Source organism: Mesorhizobium sp. M0018 (genome assembly GCF_040323955.1).
GTDB lineage: Bacteria > Pseudomonadota > Alphaproteobacteria > Rhizobiales > Rhizobiaceae > Mesorhizobium.
This window is the reverse complement of the sequence record NZ_JAMYVL010000029.1, coordinates 1-17,371: the sequence shown is the minus strand read 5'-3', so window position 1 is coordinate 17,371 and position 17,371 is coordinate 1. Positions and strand designations below refer to the sequence as shown.

Sequence of the window (17,371 nt, the reverse complement as noted above, 5' to 3'; positions counted from 1 at the left end):
ACATCAGCGGACCGCTGGGTTGATGAACCCGCGAAACGCCCGCTGCACGCCCGGAATCAGCCCCCAGATCATGATCGAGACCATCAGCGGCGCGATGACCAGCGTGCGCTGCCAGATTTGCCATTCCTGCGTCAGCGGAAAAACCACGTACAAAATGGCAGTGATCAGCGGATAGACGCCGAGCAGCACCAGCAGGGCGAAGCGCAGGCGCGAAAAGCGGGTCACGGCGGTCGAGTTCATCAAACTCTCCTTATCGTTACGGAACGTTCCGTTACATATAAAACGGATCGTTCCGTTTCGTCAAGAGTTGTATATGATGGCTGCGAAATCGCGCGTAAGGAAGAAGAGATGGGCGAAATCACCGATCCCGGGCGCAAGTCGGCTGGCGCACGGCGCAGCCCGGAAAGCGCCGATGCCATTCTCGATGCCGCCGAGGCGGTACTGGTCGAAGCTGGCTATTCCGGCTTCTCGATCGAGGCGGTGGCGCGCCGCGCACGCGCCGGAAAACCGACGATCTATCGCTGGTGGCCAAGCAAGGCCGCCTTGCTGCTCGACGTTTATCAACGGCAAAAGCGCGTCGACAATCCCGATACCGGGAACCTTGCGGAGGATCTCGTCGGCTTTCTGAAGAGCTTGTTCGCGCATTGGCGCGACACGTCGTCGGGCAGCGTGTTCAGATCGCTGATTGCCGAGGCGCAGTCGGACGAAAAAGCCGCCGCCGCCCTCGCCGAATACGCAAGAGGGCGTCGTGTCCACACCGGCCAGATGGTCGAACGCGCCAAGGCAAGGGGAGAAATAGCTGCCGACGTCGATGCCACTGTCGTCGCCGACCTGATTGCCTCGTTCGCCTGGACGCATCTTCTGACGAACCGCCTGGATGAGGACGAAGCGACGCTGCGCAGGGCGGTCGGCTATGTTTTGAAAGGCATAGTCGCTGACGATGCCGACCACGCCACGGCGGTCCGGCGGCGGCGTCGACGCATCATCGCTCGCCCTGCCAAATAGAAGCGACAGGGCGGCAGCGCGCCCTGTCGTAGCCCAGTCTGGCCTATTTGGCGCTTTCCAGCGCGTCGACCGTCTTCTTCAGGTTCGCATCGGGGATGTCGACCTTGGCGTTGGCGCGCAGCGACTTGACCAGCGCGAAATACTTGTCGCGGATGACCGCCTGGCGCGCCTGGTCCTTGACCTGGTCGAACGCCGGCGGCTGCTTGGTGCGCTTGTCCTCGACCTTGATGACGTGCCAGCCGAACTGCGACTGCACCGGCTGGTCGGTATATTTGCCGACCGCCAGCGCAAACACCGCCTTGTCGAATTCCGGCACCATCTGGCCAGGTCCGAACCAGCCGAGATCGCCGCCGCTGGTCTTGCCGCTCGGATCGCTGGTGTGCTCGTTGGCAAGCTTCTGGAAGTCGGCGCCGCCGTCGAGCTGCTTGATGATGGCGTCTGCCTCTTCCTTCGTCTTCACGAGGATGTGACGGGCGTGCACCTCATTGCTGGGCGGCGTGTTGGCGATTTCCTGGTCGTAGCGGGCGCGGACCTCGGCATCGGTAACCTTGTCGACGACGCCCTTCTCGACCATTTCGCCATGCAGCGCGCGCTGCTGCAGGAAGGCCATGCGGCGCTGGAAGTCGGGATCCTTGTCGAGGCCGGTGGTCACCGCCTGGGCCGCCATCACGCGGATTTCGATCGCCGCCGACAGCGCCGCGGCGCGGCGCTGCTCGGGCGGAAGCTGCGCGAACTGTTGTGACAGCTCGCCCTCGGCAAGCCCAAGGTCTGCCTCGGTCAGCGTCTGGCCGTTGATGGTGGCGACCACGGCGTTCGGATCGACCGGCTTGGCCGCCGGAGCGGGTGCTGCCGGCTGGGCAGGGGCGGCCTCCTGTGCCATCAGCGGCGACAGCGAGAGGGCCGATAGCCCGAATGCCAGACCAAGGCTGGCGAGCGACGCGCGGCGGAACAATACTGACATTACGATTATCTCCAAAGCGGGATAGCTAGAGCGGAATGGCTTCCAGACCAGCAAGATTGTGGCGGAATTTGGCGCGGTCGACAGGGCGAGCGCGGCGTTGACATCGAATGAGCCCCCTCTTATCTGTCCAACGACTTTGCGTCCAGAACCGTTTTCCGGGCGCTTTTTGCGTTTGTCCGCGTTCACGTGGAGTTGATGGGGCCAGCCGGCGCCCGTCGCAATGACTTGGAATGCTATCGAAAGGGCCATTGGATGGTCAGTCTCGGCGGTCTCGCCCGTAAGGTTTTCGGCTCCTCCAACGATCGTCGGGTCAAATCGACCCGGCCGCGCGTCGAGGCGATCAATGCCATGGAAAACGAGATGCAGGCGCTTTCCGACGCCGAGCTTCAGGCCCGCACGGACAAGTTCCGCCAGGACATCGCCAACGGCGCCAGTCTCGACGACCTCCTGGTGCCGGCCTTCGCCACCGTGCGTGAGGCCGCCCGCCGCGTGCTCGGCATGCGGCCGTTCGACGTGCAGCTGATCGGCGGCATGGTGCTGCACAATGGCGGCATCGCCGAGATGCGCACCGGCGAAGGCAAGACGCTGGTGGCGACGTTGCCGGTCTACCTCAACGCGCTCGCCGGCAACGGCGTCCATGTCGTCACCGTCAACGACTACCTGGCCACGCGCGACTCCGAATGGATGGGCCGCGTCTACAAATTCCTCGGCCTCAAGGTCGGCGTCATCGTCCACGGCCTGTCCGACGAGGAGCGCCGCGTCGCCTACGCCGCCGATGTCACCTACGCCACCAACAACGAGCTCGGCTTCGACTATCTGCGCGACAACATGAAATACGAGCGCGCCCAGATGGTGCAGCGCGGCCACAGCTACGCCATCGTCGACGAGGTCGATTCCATCCTGGTCGACGAAGCGCGCACGCCGCTGATCATTTCCGGTCCGCTCGAGGACCGTTCGGAAATGTACAACACCATCGACACCTTCATCATCCAGCTGCAGCCGCAGGACTACGAGATCGACGAGAAGCAGAAGACCTCGATCTTCACCGAGGAAGGCACCGAGAAGCTGGAGAACATGCTGCGCGATGCGGGTCTGCTCAAGGGCGAGTCGCTCTACGACGTCGAGAACGTCGCCATCGTCCACCACGTCAACAACGCGCTGAAGGCGCACCGGCTGTTCCAGCGGGACAAGGACTATATCGTGCGCAACGGCGAGATCGTCATCATCGACGAGTTCACCGGCCGCATGATGCCCGGCCGCCGCTATTCGGAGGGCCTGCACCAGGCGCTCGAAGCCAAGGAGCATGTGGCGATCCAGCCGGAGAACCAGACGCTCGCCTCGGTCACCTTCCAGAACTATTTCCGCCTCTACAAGAAGCTCGCCGGCATGACCGGCACGGCGCTGACCGAGGCCGAGGAATTCGCCAACATCTACAATCTCGACGTCACCGAGATCCCGACCAACCTGCCGGTCATCCGCATTGACGAAGACGACGAGGTCTACCGGACGGTCGAGGAGAAATACAAGGCGATCGTCAAGGAGATCAAGGAAGCCCGCGCCAAGGGCCAGCCGACGCTGGTCGGCACGACTTCCATCGAGAAGTCCGAGCAGCTGGCCGAACGCCTGCGCAAGGAAGGTTTCAAGGATTTCGAGGTGCTGAACGCCCGCCACCACGAGCGCGAGGCGGCGATCGTCGCCCAGGCCGGCAAGCCCGGCGCCATCACCATCGCCACCAACATGGCCGGCCGCGGCACCGACATCCAGCTCGGCGGCAATGCCGACATGCGCATCGCCGAGGAGCTTGGCGACATGCCGGCCGGCCCCGAGCGCGAAGCCAGGGAAAAGGAAATCCGCGACGACATCGCCCGGCTGAAGGAAAAGGCACTCGCCGCCGGCGGCCTCTACGTGCTGGCCACCGAACGCCATGAATCGCGCCGCATCGACAACCAGTTGCGCGGCCGCTCGGGCCGCCAGGGCGATCCCGGCCGGTCGAAATTCTTCCTGTCGCTGCAGGACGACCTGATGCGGATCTTCGGTTCCGAGCGCATGGACGGCATGCTGCAGAAGCTCGGCCTCAAGGAAGACGAGGCGATCATCCATCCGTGGATCAACAAGGCGCTGGAAAAGGCGCAGAAGAAGGTCGAGGCGCGCAACTTCGACATCCGCAAGAACCTCTTGAAATACGATGACGTCTCGAACGACCAGCGCAAGGTGGTGTTCGAGCAGCGCATCGAGCTGATGGACGGCGAGGGCCTGTCCGAGACCATCACCGAGATGCGCGAAGGCGTCATCGAGGAGATCGTCGCCAAGAACATTCCCGAAAATGCCTATGCCGAGCAGTGGAACGTCGCCGGCCTCAAGGCCGAGATCGCCGAATTCCTCAACCTCGATTTGCCGGTCGAGGACTGGGTCAAGGAAGAGGGCATCGCCGAGGACGACATCCGCGAGCGCATCAGCCAGGCCGCCGAGGCCGCCGCCAAGGAGCGCGCCGAGCGTTTCGGCCCCGACGTGATGACCTATGTCGAGCGCTCGGTGGTGCTGCAGACGCTCGACCATCTGTGGCGCGAGCACATCGTCAATCTCGACCATCTGCGCTCGGTCGTCGGCTTCCGCGGCTATGCGCAGCGCGATCCGCTGCAGGAGTACAAGGGCGAAGCGTTCGAGCTGTTCCAGGCGATGCTGGGCAATCTGCGCCAGGCCGTCACCGCGCAACTGATGCGCGTCGAACTGGTCCGCCAGGCGGCCGATGCGCCGCCGCCCGAAGCGCCCGACATGTTCGGCAGCCATATCGACGGCTTTACCGGCGAGGACGATTTCGAAGGCGGCGAGACGGCCGTGCTGGTCCGCCAGGAGACCAACGCCATTGTCGCCCCCGAAGGCCGTGACCCGAAGAACCCGGCGACCTGGGGCAAGGTCGGCCGCAACGAGGCTTGCCCGTGCGGGTCAGGGAAAAAATACAAGCATTGTCATGGGGCGTTTGCGTAAGGCACTGCTTTCCTTCGCCCCGTTCACGGGGAGAAGGTGCCGGAAGGGCGGATGAGGGGCAGCGCCGGCGCTTGCGACTAGCCGATCTCCCCACCTGAGGGGGAGATGGCCGGCAGGCCAGAGGGGGGGCGCCCCGGCAGGCATCTCGGCTCAATCTAAAACTAGATTAGCAAAACTAAATCGTCCATGTTGCAGAAGACGGCTCGCTCCATCATCGTATAACAGTCGTATCCATAGATCCTCAGCGTGACGCGTGGCTCATAAAACCTTGCGGTAGGTTTGATGGTCGATTCGCGATTTTCAAGGAGCGCCTCGCCGGTAAGCCGACGAAGCCTCAGTGTTGGCTCAAACTACAATATTGTGCCATATGCAGATCGGGGAAAATCCTGCTTTGTCGGATGCCTTCAAGAATGAACTCGTCTATTATTTTTCCGGCGAGCATTTAACTCTGGCGATTTAAGCATTTAGGAATTGTGCTGAACCAAGATCGTGGTTGCCCAAACATCAGAGAATTAGGCCTTAGACAGACGCATGGAGAACATGTGAGTAGCGAACTTGAAGATCGCATCGAATATTTTATTTCCAAGCAGGCGATCGGCCGCAGCACGCAGGTTAACGATGGTATTGGGGTAGGTTCCTCGAAGGGACCGGTGCGCCAGGAAAATCAGGATCGAGCGGCGGTTGCCTATATCGTGAGGCCGTCGGGCGAGGCTTTGCTGATTGCATTGATCTGTGACGGAATGGGGGGAATGAAAGAGGGAGGCGCAGCCGCCGGTTGTGCCGCCGGAACATTCCTTGCTCGCTTAGCATTGCCCTCAGGTGCGCCAATCGCAAGCCAAATGTTAGGGGCGATCAATGCCGCCAATGCAGAAGTTCATCGTAGATTTCGAGGCGATGGCGGCACTACTCTTACTGCTTTGGTTATTAGGGGTTCTGGAGAAGCCTGGGCTACGCACGTTGGGGATAGCAGGCTGTATGCGAGCAGACCGGATAGGAGCCTTGACCTCTTAACTCGCGACGACACCATCGGTGGGCAGCTTCATCAGATCAGCGATGCGAATGAAGATAATTTGGACAGTCGTCTTCTTCAGTTTGTTGGAATTGGAAAGGCTATTGAGCCTCACATTTTTCCTGTGTCCGATGCTCTAAGTTCGACTTTTATAATTACGTCTGATGGCGCTCATAGTATCGGAAAAAAAGCACTGGAGAGAATTAATCGCCACTCTAGAAGCCCCGGGGAACTTGCGCGCAAGATTACATACGTCGCGGAAGCGATGGGCGTCGAGGATAATTCTTCGGCAGTGGTGATTTATGCAAATGACTTTAGCCCTGGACCGCACTTCGCGAGAGGTACTGAGCTTACTATATGGAGCCCCAGCGATCGACTGGAGATGTGGCTTGCTTCGCCTAGTCAGATTGGGCAATTCTCACAAGAATTGAATAAATCTGCAGAATCGACAGGAGTAAAATCAAAGAAACCCGCTCGAACTCCTCGAAAGACCGACAAGAAACCGGGTGAGAACAAAGCTCGAGTTTCTGAAAATGAAATTGAAAAACCGCAATTGAATATAGAGTTCAATAACAAGAGTAAGAAACAGGAATGATAACTCTCCCGACCAGGTATTCCAAGATGGTCATGACTCTTTCCGGAGGAGGAATGGGGGAGACCGCTCTTTGCTTTGACAGCAATCTTCAGCGTCAAGTGGTGGTGAAATCTCTTAAGCCTGGGATCGAAAAGTATAGACTTATGGATGAGCTATCTGCCCTTGCTGACATCAGGTCGAAGTACGTAGTCCAAGTCTTGGACGTTATCCATGATGACTTAGAGATCGTGGGATTTGTCGAAGAGTACATAGAAGGCACAGACCTAAAACCGATTGAAGCCTCGTCTGGTACCGGCGTGGCACTTCGTTCATTGTACTCCATAATTTCCGGAATTAGCGACGTTCATCAGCACGGCCGTGTTCATCGCGACATAAAACCGGATAACATGAAGGTCGATAGCTCTGGCGTACTGAAAATATTTGACTTTGGTCTCGCAAAACTCTCTGATGGGGCAAAAACAAAACAACTATTTTTTACTCCGTTCTATGCAGCACCTGAGGTTTTTATTCCCGATTCCAGCGGGAACCATATTTTTACGGCGGCTGTAGATATATTCGCATTTGGGGTCACCGCATTATGGCTTCTGAATGCGGGCAAGCTGCCGCCTGAACTTGGGCATGTCCCTCCGTCCATACCTAAAAAGTCATTGGCTTTTAATTCCACCGACGTCTCAGTTCCCGTTGAAATAGCTTATTTACTGAATTCGACGCTGAGTTATGATCCATTGGAGCGACCCAATGCCGAAACGCTCCGGGCCGCTCTCGGAAAAAATCTCTTATTTGATAAGCACCGCATGCTGATCACGTATTCGGGTAGCGATCATTTCGTTGATGCTGCCAACCGGACCGTCACTCTTACTGCACAGGGCGACGGAGTAACCATAAGTTATGATGGGCTCGATTTTGTTGTGACTCAGGTATTAGGCCATGTGAGACACAACAATCGGCAGGTCGTTGTGGGATACAGGTTGCAGGGAGCCGCGGTGATAGTTTTGGGGGATCCGAGTGGCGACAGGAGACTCAGGACCTCGATTACTGCAGATATCTCTCACCCCGAGGTGATGAATTGAAGGGCCCGGTATCAAAAGGGACGGCAGCGATTGCCGGCCGCTACAGTCCGGAAGAATGGATCGGAGCAGGCGGCATGCAGCACGTTTACCGCGTAGTTGATCAATTGTTTGGCCGACAAGTTGCTCTTAAGACACCTAAGGATGACGCTGGACTAAAGCGCTTTCAGCAATCTGCCGTGGTCAGTGCTAAAGTAAATCATCCGAACGTAGCGAAGACACTTGATTACTTCGAAGATGGAGGGCGGCCTTTTATTATTGAAGAACTTGTACCAGGAGCAGACTTGGCTGCGGTGATGGAAGGCAACCTTCCTTATCTTCCACCTTCGACATGCACGCGGATATTGCATCAATTGGCAAAGGGATTAGCTGCTTCGCATGCAGTAGAAGTTGTACATAGAGATTTAAAGCCAAGCAACATTATGGTCGTAGGCGGATTCCAGTTCGATAATGTAAAAATTACAGACTTTGGCATTGCCAAGATGGCTGAAGCCGAGATCGGGCCATGGGCTGAAGCCGGAGGTTCTACTTCATCAAAAACCGTCCTCGGAGCAATACCGTACATGTCACCCGAAGCGATCAACGAATTCAAAATGCCTAAGAAATCGTCGGACGTGTGGGCAATAGCAGCAATTACCTACGAGCTTCTCGTCGGCGAGCTCCCATTTGGAACGGGCCTTAAGTCTATACCTAATATCATTGCAGCGAAAACCCCAAAGCCTCCAACTCAGATAAATTCCGCTCAGTTTAAAAGTTTAGGAAAACAACTTTTTGAAATCATCTGTCGCTGCTTAGATAAAGACGAAAACAAACGTCCGACCGCATCTCAATTGGCGCTACTTTGTGAAGATTTATGCTACTCTATAACGAGATACGATTACGGGATTATTAGCCAGCTGCATGGATATACGGGGCGTATTTCTGATAGTCAGAACACAATTCTGATGTACCATCCAGAAAGTTTCTACGGCACATCAAAAGTAAAAGAGGGCTCTCGGGTGTGGTTTGGCCGTGATGAAGGTTCGCCATGGGATAGGGCTTTTCCTATAGTGAAGGCCATCTGAAAAGCGAACAAATGAAGTGGTTGCCCCTTATCTGGATTGACTGCGGATTTGTAGGGCACATCGGGGGCGATCCGACCTCTCCCACAAAGGGGAGTAAGGAGCCGGCGTATCGCTCTCCTGCCTCCGCTAGGATCCGAGCGTTCATCGCTCGAAAAGCCGAATCGTTGGCTTTTCGTCCGCCCCGCCTCCTCCCCACCCAACCGTTTCTTAATGTGTCTTCGCTACACCCAATCCCTGTAAATTGGCGGAAAACGGAGAGTATTGGGTGCGCTTTTCCGCGGCGACGACAGCCGGGCGGTTCCTGCCGCAGCGCCTTGCGCTGCGCATCAGGCCGCTGCTTGGCCTGATCGATGCCGTGCTGTTCAGCGCCGGCGCGCGCGGCGAGGCCGGCCGCATGTCGCTGATCGCCTTTTCAGTCCGCATTATCAGCGCCGTCATCGCCTTCGTCAGCCAGGTTTTGATGGCGCGCTGGATGGGGTCGTTCGAATACGGCATTTTCGTGCTCGTGTGGGTGACGATGGTCATCGTCGGCAATCTCGCCTGCCTCGGCTTCCACACCTCGATCATCCGCTTCATTCCCGAATATCGCGAGCGCGGCATGCTGGCCGAATTGCGCGGCATCGTGCGGGCCAGCCGGCTGTTCGTGCTGGTTGCCTCGACGGTGATCGCCGGCCTCGGCGCGCTCGGCGTCTGGCTACTGTCGCCCTTTATCGAGAACTATTATGTCGTGCCGTTCATCCTCGGCATCATCTGCCTGCCGATGATCGCCATGTCCGACCTGCTGCAAGGGCTGGCGCGGGCCAATTCCTGGGCGCTGTTTGCGCTGTCGCCGACATTCCTGGTGCGGCCGCTGCTGATCCTGGCGTTCATGGCGCTGATGCTGCTGGCGGGCTACGCGCCCGATGCCAGAACGGCGATCTTCGCCGCGATCGCCGCCACCTACGCCACCACGCTCGGTCAGCTCGTCGGCGTCACCTCGCGCATCGACAAAAGAATTCCGGCCGGGCCGATGAAGCTGCATTTCGGCCAATGGTTCATCGTCTCGCTGCCGATCTTCCTGGTCGAGAGCTTCTTCTTCCTGCTCACCAATGCCGACGTGCTGATGGTCGGCGCCTATCTCGATCCCAACGACGTCGCCGTCTATTTCGCCACCGTCAAGACGCTGGCGCTGGTGCATTTCGTCTATTTCGCCGTCAAGGCCGGCGTCGCCCAGCGCTATGCGCAGTTCACCCATGGCGAGCCGCAAAAGCTCGCCGCCTTTGCCCGCGAAACCGTGTCGTGGACCTTCTGGCCGTCGCTGGCGATGGCGCTGCTGGTTCTGGCCCTGGGCGAGCCGATGCTGACCCTGTTCGGCCCCGAATTTTCCGCCGGCTATCCGCTGCTGTTCCTGCTGGTGTTCGGCGTCGTCGCGCGTGCCGCCGTCGGCCCTTGCGAAAGCCTGCTCACCATGAGCGGCAACCAGAACATCTGTGCTGCCGTCTACGCCATGACGCTGGCCTTCAACATCGCGCTTAGCGTCATGCTGATCCCGCTTTTCGGTCTGTGGGGCGCGGCGATGGCCACCGTCTTCGCCATGATCTTCGAGGCCGGCGCGCTGTCCTTTACGGTCTGGCGCAAGCTCGGCATCGCCATGGTCATTTTCGTGCCCGCCAAAGGAGCCGCCTGATGGCTGCCGTCCCCTTGCTCGAGGAAACCAGCGGCGGCCCGGCCGGCGCCATGGTGTCCGGCCTTGCCGGGCTTGCCCGCGAAGCCGACCCCGCCCATGTCGAGATCCTCGCCAACAACCGGCCCGAGCGCAAGCTTGCCATCTATCCGGCCTCCGCCGGCTTCGACCTGGTCGAGGAGCTCGACTATCTCTGTACCCGCACGATCGAGCCCAACGTCTTCTTCAATCCGCGCTTCCTGGCGCCGGCCATGCCCAGGCTCGAGGACCGCGAGGTGCGGCTGGCCGTCATCCGGGACGGCGACCAGTACCGCAACCGGCTGCGCCTGCTGGTGCCGTTCTCGGTCGAGCGGCCGGCGGTGCCGCTCGGGGTTCCAGTCATGCGCACCTGGTCGAGCCCGTTCGGCCCGATCGGCACGCCGCTGGTCGACCGCGACGATCCGATCGGCGTGATCGAGGATCTCTTCTCGATGCTGTCGCGGCCGCATCTCAAGCTGCCGAAAGTCTTCGTGCTGCCCGACATAAGGCTGGACGGCCCGGTGGCCAGCCTGCTCGCCAGCGTCGCCGAAACGCGCGGCCTGACGCTGGTCACCACCGGCAAGGCCGAGCGCCCGGTGCTCGAAAGCGAGCTCGACGGCGAGGAATATCTGAAAGCTTCGCTGCGCGCCCACCATTATCGCGAGTTCCGCCGCCTGAAGCGCCGCCTCGCCGACCTCGGCCGGCTGGAGCATGTCGTGGCGCGCGGGCCTGACGAGATCCGCCACGCCATCGAAAATTTCCTGACGCTGGAGGCTGCCGGCTGGAAAGGCCGCGAGCGCACCGCCATGGCGATCGACCGCTACCGGGCCGCCTTCGCCCGCGAAGCGGTGCACCGGCTGGCCGAGCAGGATCTCTGCCGCATCCATTCGCTGACGCTCGACGGCCGCACCATCGCCTGCCTGGTCGTCTTCGTCGAGGCCGGCGTCGCCTACACCTGGAAGACCGCCTATGACGAGACGCTCGCTGCCTATTCGCCGGGCACGCTGCTGATGATCGAGGTGACCAGGCAGCATCTCGACGACCCCAACATCATGATGACCGATTCCTGCGCGGTGCCCGACCATCCGGTGATGAGCCGGCTGTGGAGCGAACGCAAGCCGATGGGCACGCTGGTGATCGGGCTGACGCCGGACGCCGACCGCCCCGCCCGCCAGGCGGCGTCGCAGCTTCACCTCTACCGCGAAACCCGCAACATGGCGCGCCTGTTGCGCAACCGGATGAGGAGCCTGCTGCGCCGGCGCTAGTGCATGGGGTCCGAAGGGGGCCCGACCGTCCGTCTCTGCACAGTCGGCCCGCTCGGGCCTAGGTCGTCAGGGTTAATTCTCCCGATCAGCGGAAAGGATTAGCATCGACGCAGTCCCAACCGGGATGAGGCGATCAATTACGGCCGCGCGTCCAGCATCACTGCCGCCTCGGTCCTGCACGGCCAGAAGAAAAAAATCCGGGAGGAATGCATGATGAAAACAACTCACCTCAGGCGTGTCGGTATCCTCACCTTGGCAGGTCTCGTTGGCGCGTGTCTGAACGCCGCCACTCCTCGGGCGGCCGAACCCGACAAAGCCGAGATCGATGCCCTGCGTAAATCGCTGTCCAGGTATGAAGACTACAAGGTTGCCATTCGCGAGCTTTATCTATCGACGGTAGGATGCGTCTTCTACAGCGGTGAAAAGGTAGAGGGGGCGATGGACTACCCGAAGGGCGCGATGGGCATCCATTTCGTCAACGTCACGACTGTCGGCCCGACCGCGGATCCGACGCGCCCCAATGTGCTGATCTATGAGCCGGTGGGCGGCGAATTGCGCCTGGTCGGCGCGGAATGGCTCGTGCCTTTGACGCCGGACACCAAGGAGCCGCCGAAGCTCTTCGGCCAGACATTCCAGGGGCCGATGGAGGGGCATTATCCGCTCATCCCCAAGGAGTTCCACCACTACGACCTTCACGCCTGGCTATTCAAGGACAACCCGCTCGGAATGTTCAGCCCGACGAACCCGGACGTGAAATGCGACAACTATCCGTTTCCGATGCCTGAGCAGCCGACCAAGATGGTGCCGGGGCCGATGTGAGCGACCTCGTTACCGCCTGAGGCTGTCGGAGGGGCCGGCCGCGGCCTCAATAGCAGTTATCCCAGGGGGGCTCCTGGGATAACGCCAGCCGAGCTCGCTTGAGCGGCCGGATATGGCCTATCCTAACTTTATCCGGCGGTTAGCCAGGACGCTACTTGCTCTCGGTCGACTTCCCGAAAGCCGTGTCATTGGACCTGGCCGCAGCCTCGCTCCGATCGCCGCCGCGAAGCCACATGACATCGCCCTGGCCGACGCTGTCGGCAGGTCGTCACGAAGCGGACGCGGTGACTTTGGGGCGTCCGAACTCGACGTCCCAGCTGCGCTCCTGGGGTGCGGCTTCGCCATTCAGGCCGAGTTTGGGGAAAAGCAATTCAGCGACGTTGAACGCCTCTTCCAGATGCGGATAGCCGGACGCGATGATGGTTTCGATGCCGATCTCCTGATACTCGCGAATGCGCGCGGCAACATTGTCGGGATTGCCGACCAAGGCCGTTCCCGCACCTCCGCGCACCAGCCCCGGTCCCGCCCACAGGTTCGGGCCGACGACCAGCCGATCGCGTCGGCCCTGATGCAGCGCCGACATGCGCTTTTGGCCGACGGATTCCGAAATGTGGACAAATCCCTTCTGGGCTTCGGCGATCAGGTCGTCGGTTACGTGGCTGATCAGCCGGTCGGCTGCAGCCCAGGCTTCATCCTCCGTTTCGCGTACGATAAGGTGAATGCGCAGGCCAAAGCGCATCGTGCGGCCTTTCGCTGCCGCTGCCACCCTGACGCGGGCGATCTTTTCGGCAAGCTGGTCCACCGGTTCACCCCAACTCAGATAGGTGTCCACGTGCTTGGCGGCGATCGCGATGCCGGCATCCGAAGAGCCTCCGAACCAGAGTGGCGGATGCGGCCGCTGAACCGGCGGGAAGGAAATGTCGGTGCCGTGGGCGGAAAGATATTTGCCGTCGAAATCCGCCGGCTCACCCGAAAGGATCCGCCGCCAGATGGTCAGGAACTCGTCGGTCTGTGCATAGCGCTCGTCATGACTGAGCTTGTTGCCGTCGCCGGCGAGATCGGCCGGGTCGGCTCCAGTGACGACATTGAGCAGGACACGACCGCCGGAAATGCGGTCCAGAGTGGCTGCATGACGCGCAAACAGCGCCGGTGTACCGCTGCCCGGCCGAAGTGCCACGAGGAACTTCAGCCGTTCGGTGAGCGGGATCAGCCCGGCCGCCACGATCCAGGCGTCTTCACAACGCGTTCCTGTGGGCAGGAGCACACCCTTGAAGCCAAGCCGGTCCGCAGCCTGGGCGATCTCCCTGAGATAGCCGAAGGTTGCCGGGCGGTGCCGCTCGTCCGTGCCGAGATACGGTCCATCGCCATGGGTCGGCAGATACCAGTAGAGGTCGAGCGGACGGGTGTTGCTGGACATCGGATTGTTTCCTTCAGCGATTGCGGAATGTCTAGGCAAGCGTCAGATCTTGCCCTTCCAGGGGATGAGGCGATGCTCCAGCCAGCGCATGCCGCTGGTAAAGGCGAAGGCAAGAATGGCGATGACGATGAGGCCGACGAAGACGACGTCGGTGGCGAGGAAATTGGCCGCCGACATGATCATGTAGCCGAGGCCCGACTGGGCCGCGATCAGCTCGGCCGCTACCAGCGTGGACAATCCGGCGCCGATGGCAATCTTCAGGCCGGTCATGATTTCCGGCAACGCGGACGGCAGGATGATGCTGGTGAAAAGTTGCAGCCGGCTCGCACCGAGCGACAGCGCGGCATTGATGCGTTCGGCCGGCACCGACCGGACGCCGGCCTGTGCGGCAAAACAGATCGGGGCGAAGGTCGACAGCGACAGGAGCACGATCTTGGACGTTTCGCCGATGCCCAGCCAGATGATCAGCAGCGGCAGGTAGGCCAAAGGCGGCAGACCCCAGTAGAGATCGATCGGAACGCTGAAGATGCCCTTGACCCAGCGATTGAGTCCCATCAGCAGGCCGAGCGGAATGCCCAGGAAAATGCCGACACCGAGCGCCGCGGCGATGCGGCCGAGGCTGGCGAGTGTGTGCTCGAGGAGCGTACCGTTGGCATAGCCATCGGCCCAGACGGCGCTGAACTGGGTCAGTACCTCGGCCGGCGACGGCAGGAACAGCGGCGACGCCCAGCCGAAGCGCGTGGCCAAAAACCACAACGCGATGAGCGACGCCAGGGTGACCAGGCTGATGCCGAGCGTGCTTGTCGAAGCGGACCGGCGCGTCTTGGGAGACGGCGCGCGCTGAGCTATCGAAGACGAAAAAGAGGTTCCGGAATTGGCGGCGAGCGTCATTGCAAGGTTCCTGTGCGGGCGCCTTCCGGCTGGTGGATGAGCGAGCGGATTTCCTGCCGCAGTTCGATGAAACGCGGGTGGGACTGGATCGGCCCGATGTCGCCGCTCTCAGCGAAGTCGCGAACGAAGTCGGCGTCGAACCGGGCAACGATGCGGCCTGGTCGAGGCGACATCACAACGATGGTGCTGCCGAGCGTGAGGGCTTCCTCGATCGAATGGGTAATGAACAGGATCTGCTTGCCGGTCTTGGCCCAGACCGAGGCCAGAAGCTGCTGCATCGTCTCGCGCGTCAGGCTGTCGAGGGCGCCGAACGGCTCGTCCATCAGCAGGATCTTCGGATCGGTGGCCAGCGCCCGCGCGATGCCGACTCGCTGGCGCATGCCGCCGGACAGTTCATAGGGCGGCTTTTCGGCGAAATCGGCGAGCCCGACCAGTTCCAGCAGACGCCTCGATCGCTCATGGCGTTCACCGCGCCGCACGCCCCGGTATTTCAGGCCGAGAGCGACATTGTCCAGCACATTGGCCCAGGGCAGCAAGGTATCTTTCTGGAAGACGACGCCACGATCGCCGCCGGGCGCGACAATTTCTTTTCCGTCCAGTGTGATCGTGCCTTCGGTGAGCGGCAGGAAGCCGGCGATCGCGTTGAGCAATGTCGACTTGCCGCATCCGGAAGCACCAACCGCGACAACGATGGAATCTGGAGCGATATCGAGCGAGACGTGATCAAGCGCGTGTACGTCCTGGCCATCCGAGGCCGGAAAGGTCACGCTGGCATCGTGAATTCGAAGCATACTGGCCCTCCAAGCGATCTGGCTGGCGAGATTTTCGCCAGCCAGATCCGGATGTCGTTCAGGGATTTCTAGTTCGAGGCTTTGGCAGCGTCTGCGTATTCCGGATCGGCGAACGCGGCGTAGCTGTCCTTGATGGCGGTGATCTTGTGCTGGTCCTTCAGGAAGCCCGCAGTGTCCTTGAGGATTTTCGCAACGGCGCTCTTCTCACCACCGCCCAGCCATTTGTCGGACACCTGCTCGTCGAGCGGCGGAACCACTGTTGTCTTCAACTGCTCCGAATTCTCGGCCGCCGTGCCGCCCTGCAATTTGGCGATCAGCTTGGCGCTCTCGGAGTCCGGTCCCCATGCGGCCGGGTTGCTCAGGTAGGCGGTGTTGTAGCCGTCGATCAGCCGGACATACTGGCCGAGGAAGTCGGGATTGGCCTTGGCGAAATCGCCGGTCACGACCAGCGCGCTGAAGGTCGGCGCGCCACGGTCGGCGACCTGGCCGGCTGTGAGCAGAACCTTGCCGTCCTTTTTGAGTTCAGAGAGTGCCGGATCCCAGACGAAGGCCCCGTCAATGTCGCCGCGCTTCCAGGCAGCGACGATTTCGGGCTGCGGAATGGCGATGACCTGGGTTTCTTTCTCCGAAATGCCTTCCTGCTTGAGGACGGCGAGAAGCTGGTAATGATCGGTCGATACCGGCGCGGCCGCGAGCTTCTTGCCCCGCAGGTCGGCTGGCGACTTGATATCGGGCCGCACCACCAGGGCTTCTCCGTCACGGGAGACCGAGGAGATGTAGAAGGCCTTCACGTCGATGCCCCTGCTGACGGCTGCGGCGAACGGGCTTGATCCGACATCGCCGATCTGGACGTCGCCGGATGCGATGGCAGCAAAGATGTCAGCACCGGAATTGAAGCGGCGGTATTCGATGTTCCAGCCGGTTTTCTTGGCAAGATCGCCATTGGCAATGCCGAGATTGTAGGGATTGGCACCGGTCTGGTAGGCGATGACGACTTTCTTGTCGTCGGCATGCGCTGCAGCGGATGTGGCCGCTATGGCAAGCCCGACAAGGGCGGCGGAAATAAGTTTTCGCATGGAGCCTTAATCCTTTTGAACAGAGGGCAAACCCCTCGACTGCCCGCCCTATTCAAAGAGCGTTGGATTAAAGTCCACTGATATTATAGACTTAGATAGCAATGGAATTCTTAAAATCAGCTCGCGCTTAAAAAAGAATTCGGATTTAGACGGCACGCTGTCGCCCGCGGGATTATTCAGGCGCAAAATGCGGAGTGCTTACGGGCCGCGCCTTGGCAATATATCGCCCATCAGGCACTTGCCTTGGCACTTTATCCGTCAGGCCGAAGCCGCCCGGACCGGTTGGCTCTTCGGCTGGCGCGGTGAAAGCAGGGCAACGAATTGATCCACGGCCTGCCCGGCCCGCGCCAGAACCAGCGAATCTACGAGCTTGCCGTCGGCAAAGTCGCTGTCACTGCCATAGACGGCGCTCGGCACCGTCAGGGCGGAGTAAAAGCCAAACAGTGGGCGAAGCTGATGTTCGACTACCAGCGCGTGGCGCTGGCCACCACCCGTCGCGCCGATCAGGACCGGCCGGTCGACGAGCGCCAGTGGATCGATGAGGTCGAACAGATGCTTGAACAGGCCAGCATAGGAGCCGTTGTAGACCGGCGTCGTGACGATCAGCGCGTCGGCCTGTTCGACCGCGTTTACCACATTCAGCGCCTCCGGCGTCAATTCCCTTCGCGTAAACGCAGCACCCAGACCACGGCCGGCATCGACAAGATCGAGGAAATTTACTGTGACAGACAATCTTTCGCGCAGC

General features: G+C 60.4%; 15 protein-coding genes. 8 read left to right on the top strand and 7 right to left on the bottom strand.

The window, feature by feature from the left end; all coding sequences use genetic code 11:
* Nucleotides 1–3: 3 nt before the first annotated feature.
* Entirely contained in the window at nucleotides 4–240 is a 237-nt protein-coding gene (locus tag NKJ81_RS28510; RefSeq protein ID WP_352471336.1) for a putative antibiotic biosynthesis monooxygenase, read from the bottom strand.
* Between the two features lie 108 nt (nucleotides 241–348).
* On the opposite strand from NKJ81_RS28510, the gene NKJ81_RS28505 reads away from it, so the two are divergent.
* Nucleotides 349–1,005 (top strand): TetR/AcrR family transcriptional regulator, encoded by a 657-nt coding sequence (locus NKJ81_RS28505; protein WP_352542475.1) that lies wholly within the window; start codon nucleotides 349–351, stop codon nucleotides 1,003–1,005.
* Nucleotides 1,006–1,048: 43 nt separating this feature from the next.
* Here NKJ81_RS28505 and NKJ81_RS28500 read toward each other — a convergent pair whose 3' ends face one another.
* Nucleotides 1,049–1,966 (bottom strand): peptidylprolyl isomerase, encoded by a 918-nt coding sequence (locus NKJ81_RS28500; RefSeq protein ID WP_352542474.1) that lies wholly within the window; start codon nucleotides 1,964–1,966, stop codon nucleotides 1,049–1,051.
* Nucleotides 1,967–2,218: 252 nt separating this feature from the next.
* On the opposite strand from NKJ81_RS28500, the gene secA reads away from it, so the two are divergent.
* The 7 genes from secA to NKJ81_RS28465 all read left to right on the top strand — a co-directional run bounded on the left by secA (nucleotide 2,219) and on the right by NKJ81_RS28465 (nucleotide 12,451).
* Nucleotides 2,219–4,951: a preprotein translocase subunit SecA gene (gene secA / locus NKJ81_RS28495; RefSeq protein WP_352542473.1), complete on the top strand. Its 2,733-nt coding sequence runs from the start codon at nucleotides 2,219–2,221 to the stop codon at nucleotides 4,949–4,951.
* A gap of 542 nt (nucleotides 4,952–5,493) precedes the next feature.
* Nucleotides 5,494–6,555: a PP2C family protein-serine/threonine phosphatase gene (locus NKJ81_RS28490; protein WP_352542472.1), complete on the top strand. Its 1,062-nt coding sequence runs from the start codon at nucleotides 5,494–5,496 to the stop codon at nucleotides 6,553–6,555.
* Nucleotides 6,552–7,625, top strand: coding sequence for a protein kinase domain-containing protein (locus NKJ81_RS28485; protein WP_352542471.1), 1,074 nt, complete (start codon nucleotides 6,552–6,554; stop codon nucleotides 7,623–7,625). Before NKJ81_RS28490 ends, NKJ81_RS28485 begins: the two co-directional genes overlap by 4 nt.
* A complete protein-coding gene (locus NKJ81_RS28480) occupies nucleotides 7,622–8,686 on the top strand; it encodes a serine/threonine-protein kinase (protein WP_352542470.1) in 1,065 nt (354 codons plus the stop codon). Before NKJ81_RS28485 ends, NKJ81_RS28480 begins: the two co-directional genes overlap by 4 nt.
* Before the next feature lie 265 nt (nucleotides 8,687–8,951).
* A complete protein-coding gene (locus NKJ81_RS28475; protein ID WP_352542469.1) occupies nucleotides 8,952–10,352 on the top strand; it encodes a lipopolysaccharide biosynthesis protein in 1,401 nt (466 codons plus the stop codon).
* Complete coding sequence (locus tag NKJ81_RS28470; protein WP_352542468.1) at nucleotides 10,352–11,632, top strand: GNAT family N-acetyltransferase; 1,281 nt, start codon at nucleotides 10,352–10,354, stop codon at nucleotides 11,630–11,632. The genes NKJ81_RS28475 and NKJ81_RS28470 overlap by 1 nt, the downstream gene beginning before the upstream one ends.
* Nucleotides 11,633–11,842: 210 nt before the next feature.
* Nucleotides 11,843–12,451 (top strand): hypothetical protein, encoded by a 609-nt coding sequence (locus NKJ81_RS28465; RefSeq protein WP_023677966.1) that lies wholly within the window; start codon nucleotides 11,843–11,845, stop codon nucleotides 12,449–12,451.
* 268 nt (nucleotides 12,452–12,719) lie between these two features.
* On the opposite strand, the gene ssuD is transcribed toward NKJ81_RS28465, so the two are convergent.
* The 5 genes from ssuD to NKJ81_RS28440 form a co-directional block, all read right to left on the bottom strand.
* A complete protein-coding gene (gene ssuD / locus NKJ81_RS28460) occupies nucleotides 12,720–13,868 on the bottom strand; it encodes an FMNH2-dependent alkanesulfonate monooxygenase (protein WP_352542467.1) in 1,149 nt (382 codons plus the stop codon).
* A gap of 42 nt (nucleotides 13,869–13,910) precedes the next feature.
* The gene (locus NKJ81_RS28455; RefSeq protein ID WP_352542466.1) at nucleotides 13,911–14,759 is read right to left on the bottom strand and encodes an ABC transporter permease subunit; all 849 of its coding nucleotides are present in this window, start codon (nucleotides 14,757–14,759) and stop codon (nucleotides 13,911–13,913) included.
* Nucleotides 14,756–15,550, bottom strand: coding sequence for a taurine ABC transporter ATP-binding protein (locus NKJ81_RS28450; RefSeq protein ID WP_352542465.1), 795 nt, complete (start codon nucleotides 15,548–15,550; stop codon nucleotides 14,756–14,758). The genes NKJ81_RS28455 and NKJ81_RS28450 overlap by 4 nt, the downstream gene beginning before the upstream one ends.
* Nucleotides 15,551–15,618: 68 nt before the next feature.
* The gene (gene tauA, locus NKJ81_RS28445; RefSeq protein WP_352542464.1) at nucleotides 15,619–16,626 is read right to left on the bottom strand and encodes a taurine ABC transporter substrate-binding protein; all 1,008 of its coding nucleotides are present in this window, start codon (nucleotides 16,624–16,626) and stop codon (nucleotides 15,619–15,621) included.
* Between the two features lie 258 nt (nucleotides 16,627–16,884).
* On the bottom strand, nucleotides 16,885–17,371 hold a 487-nt coding region (locus tag NKJ81_RS28440), incomplete at its 5' end, for an NAD(P)H-dependent oxidoreductase (protein WP_352542463.1).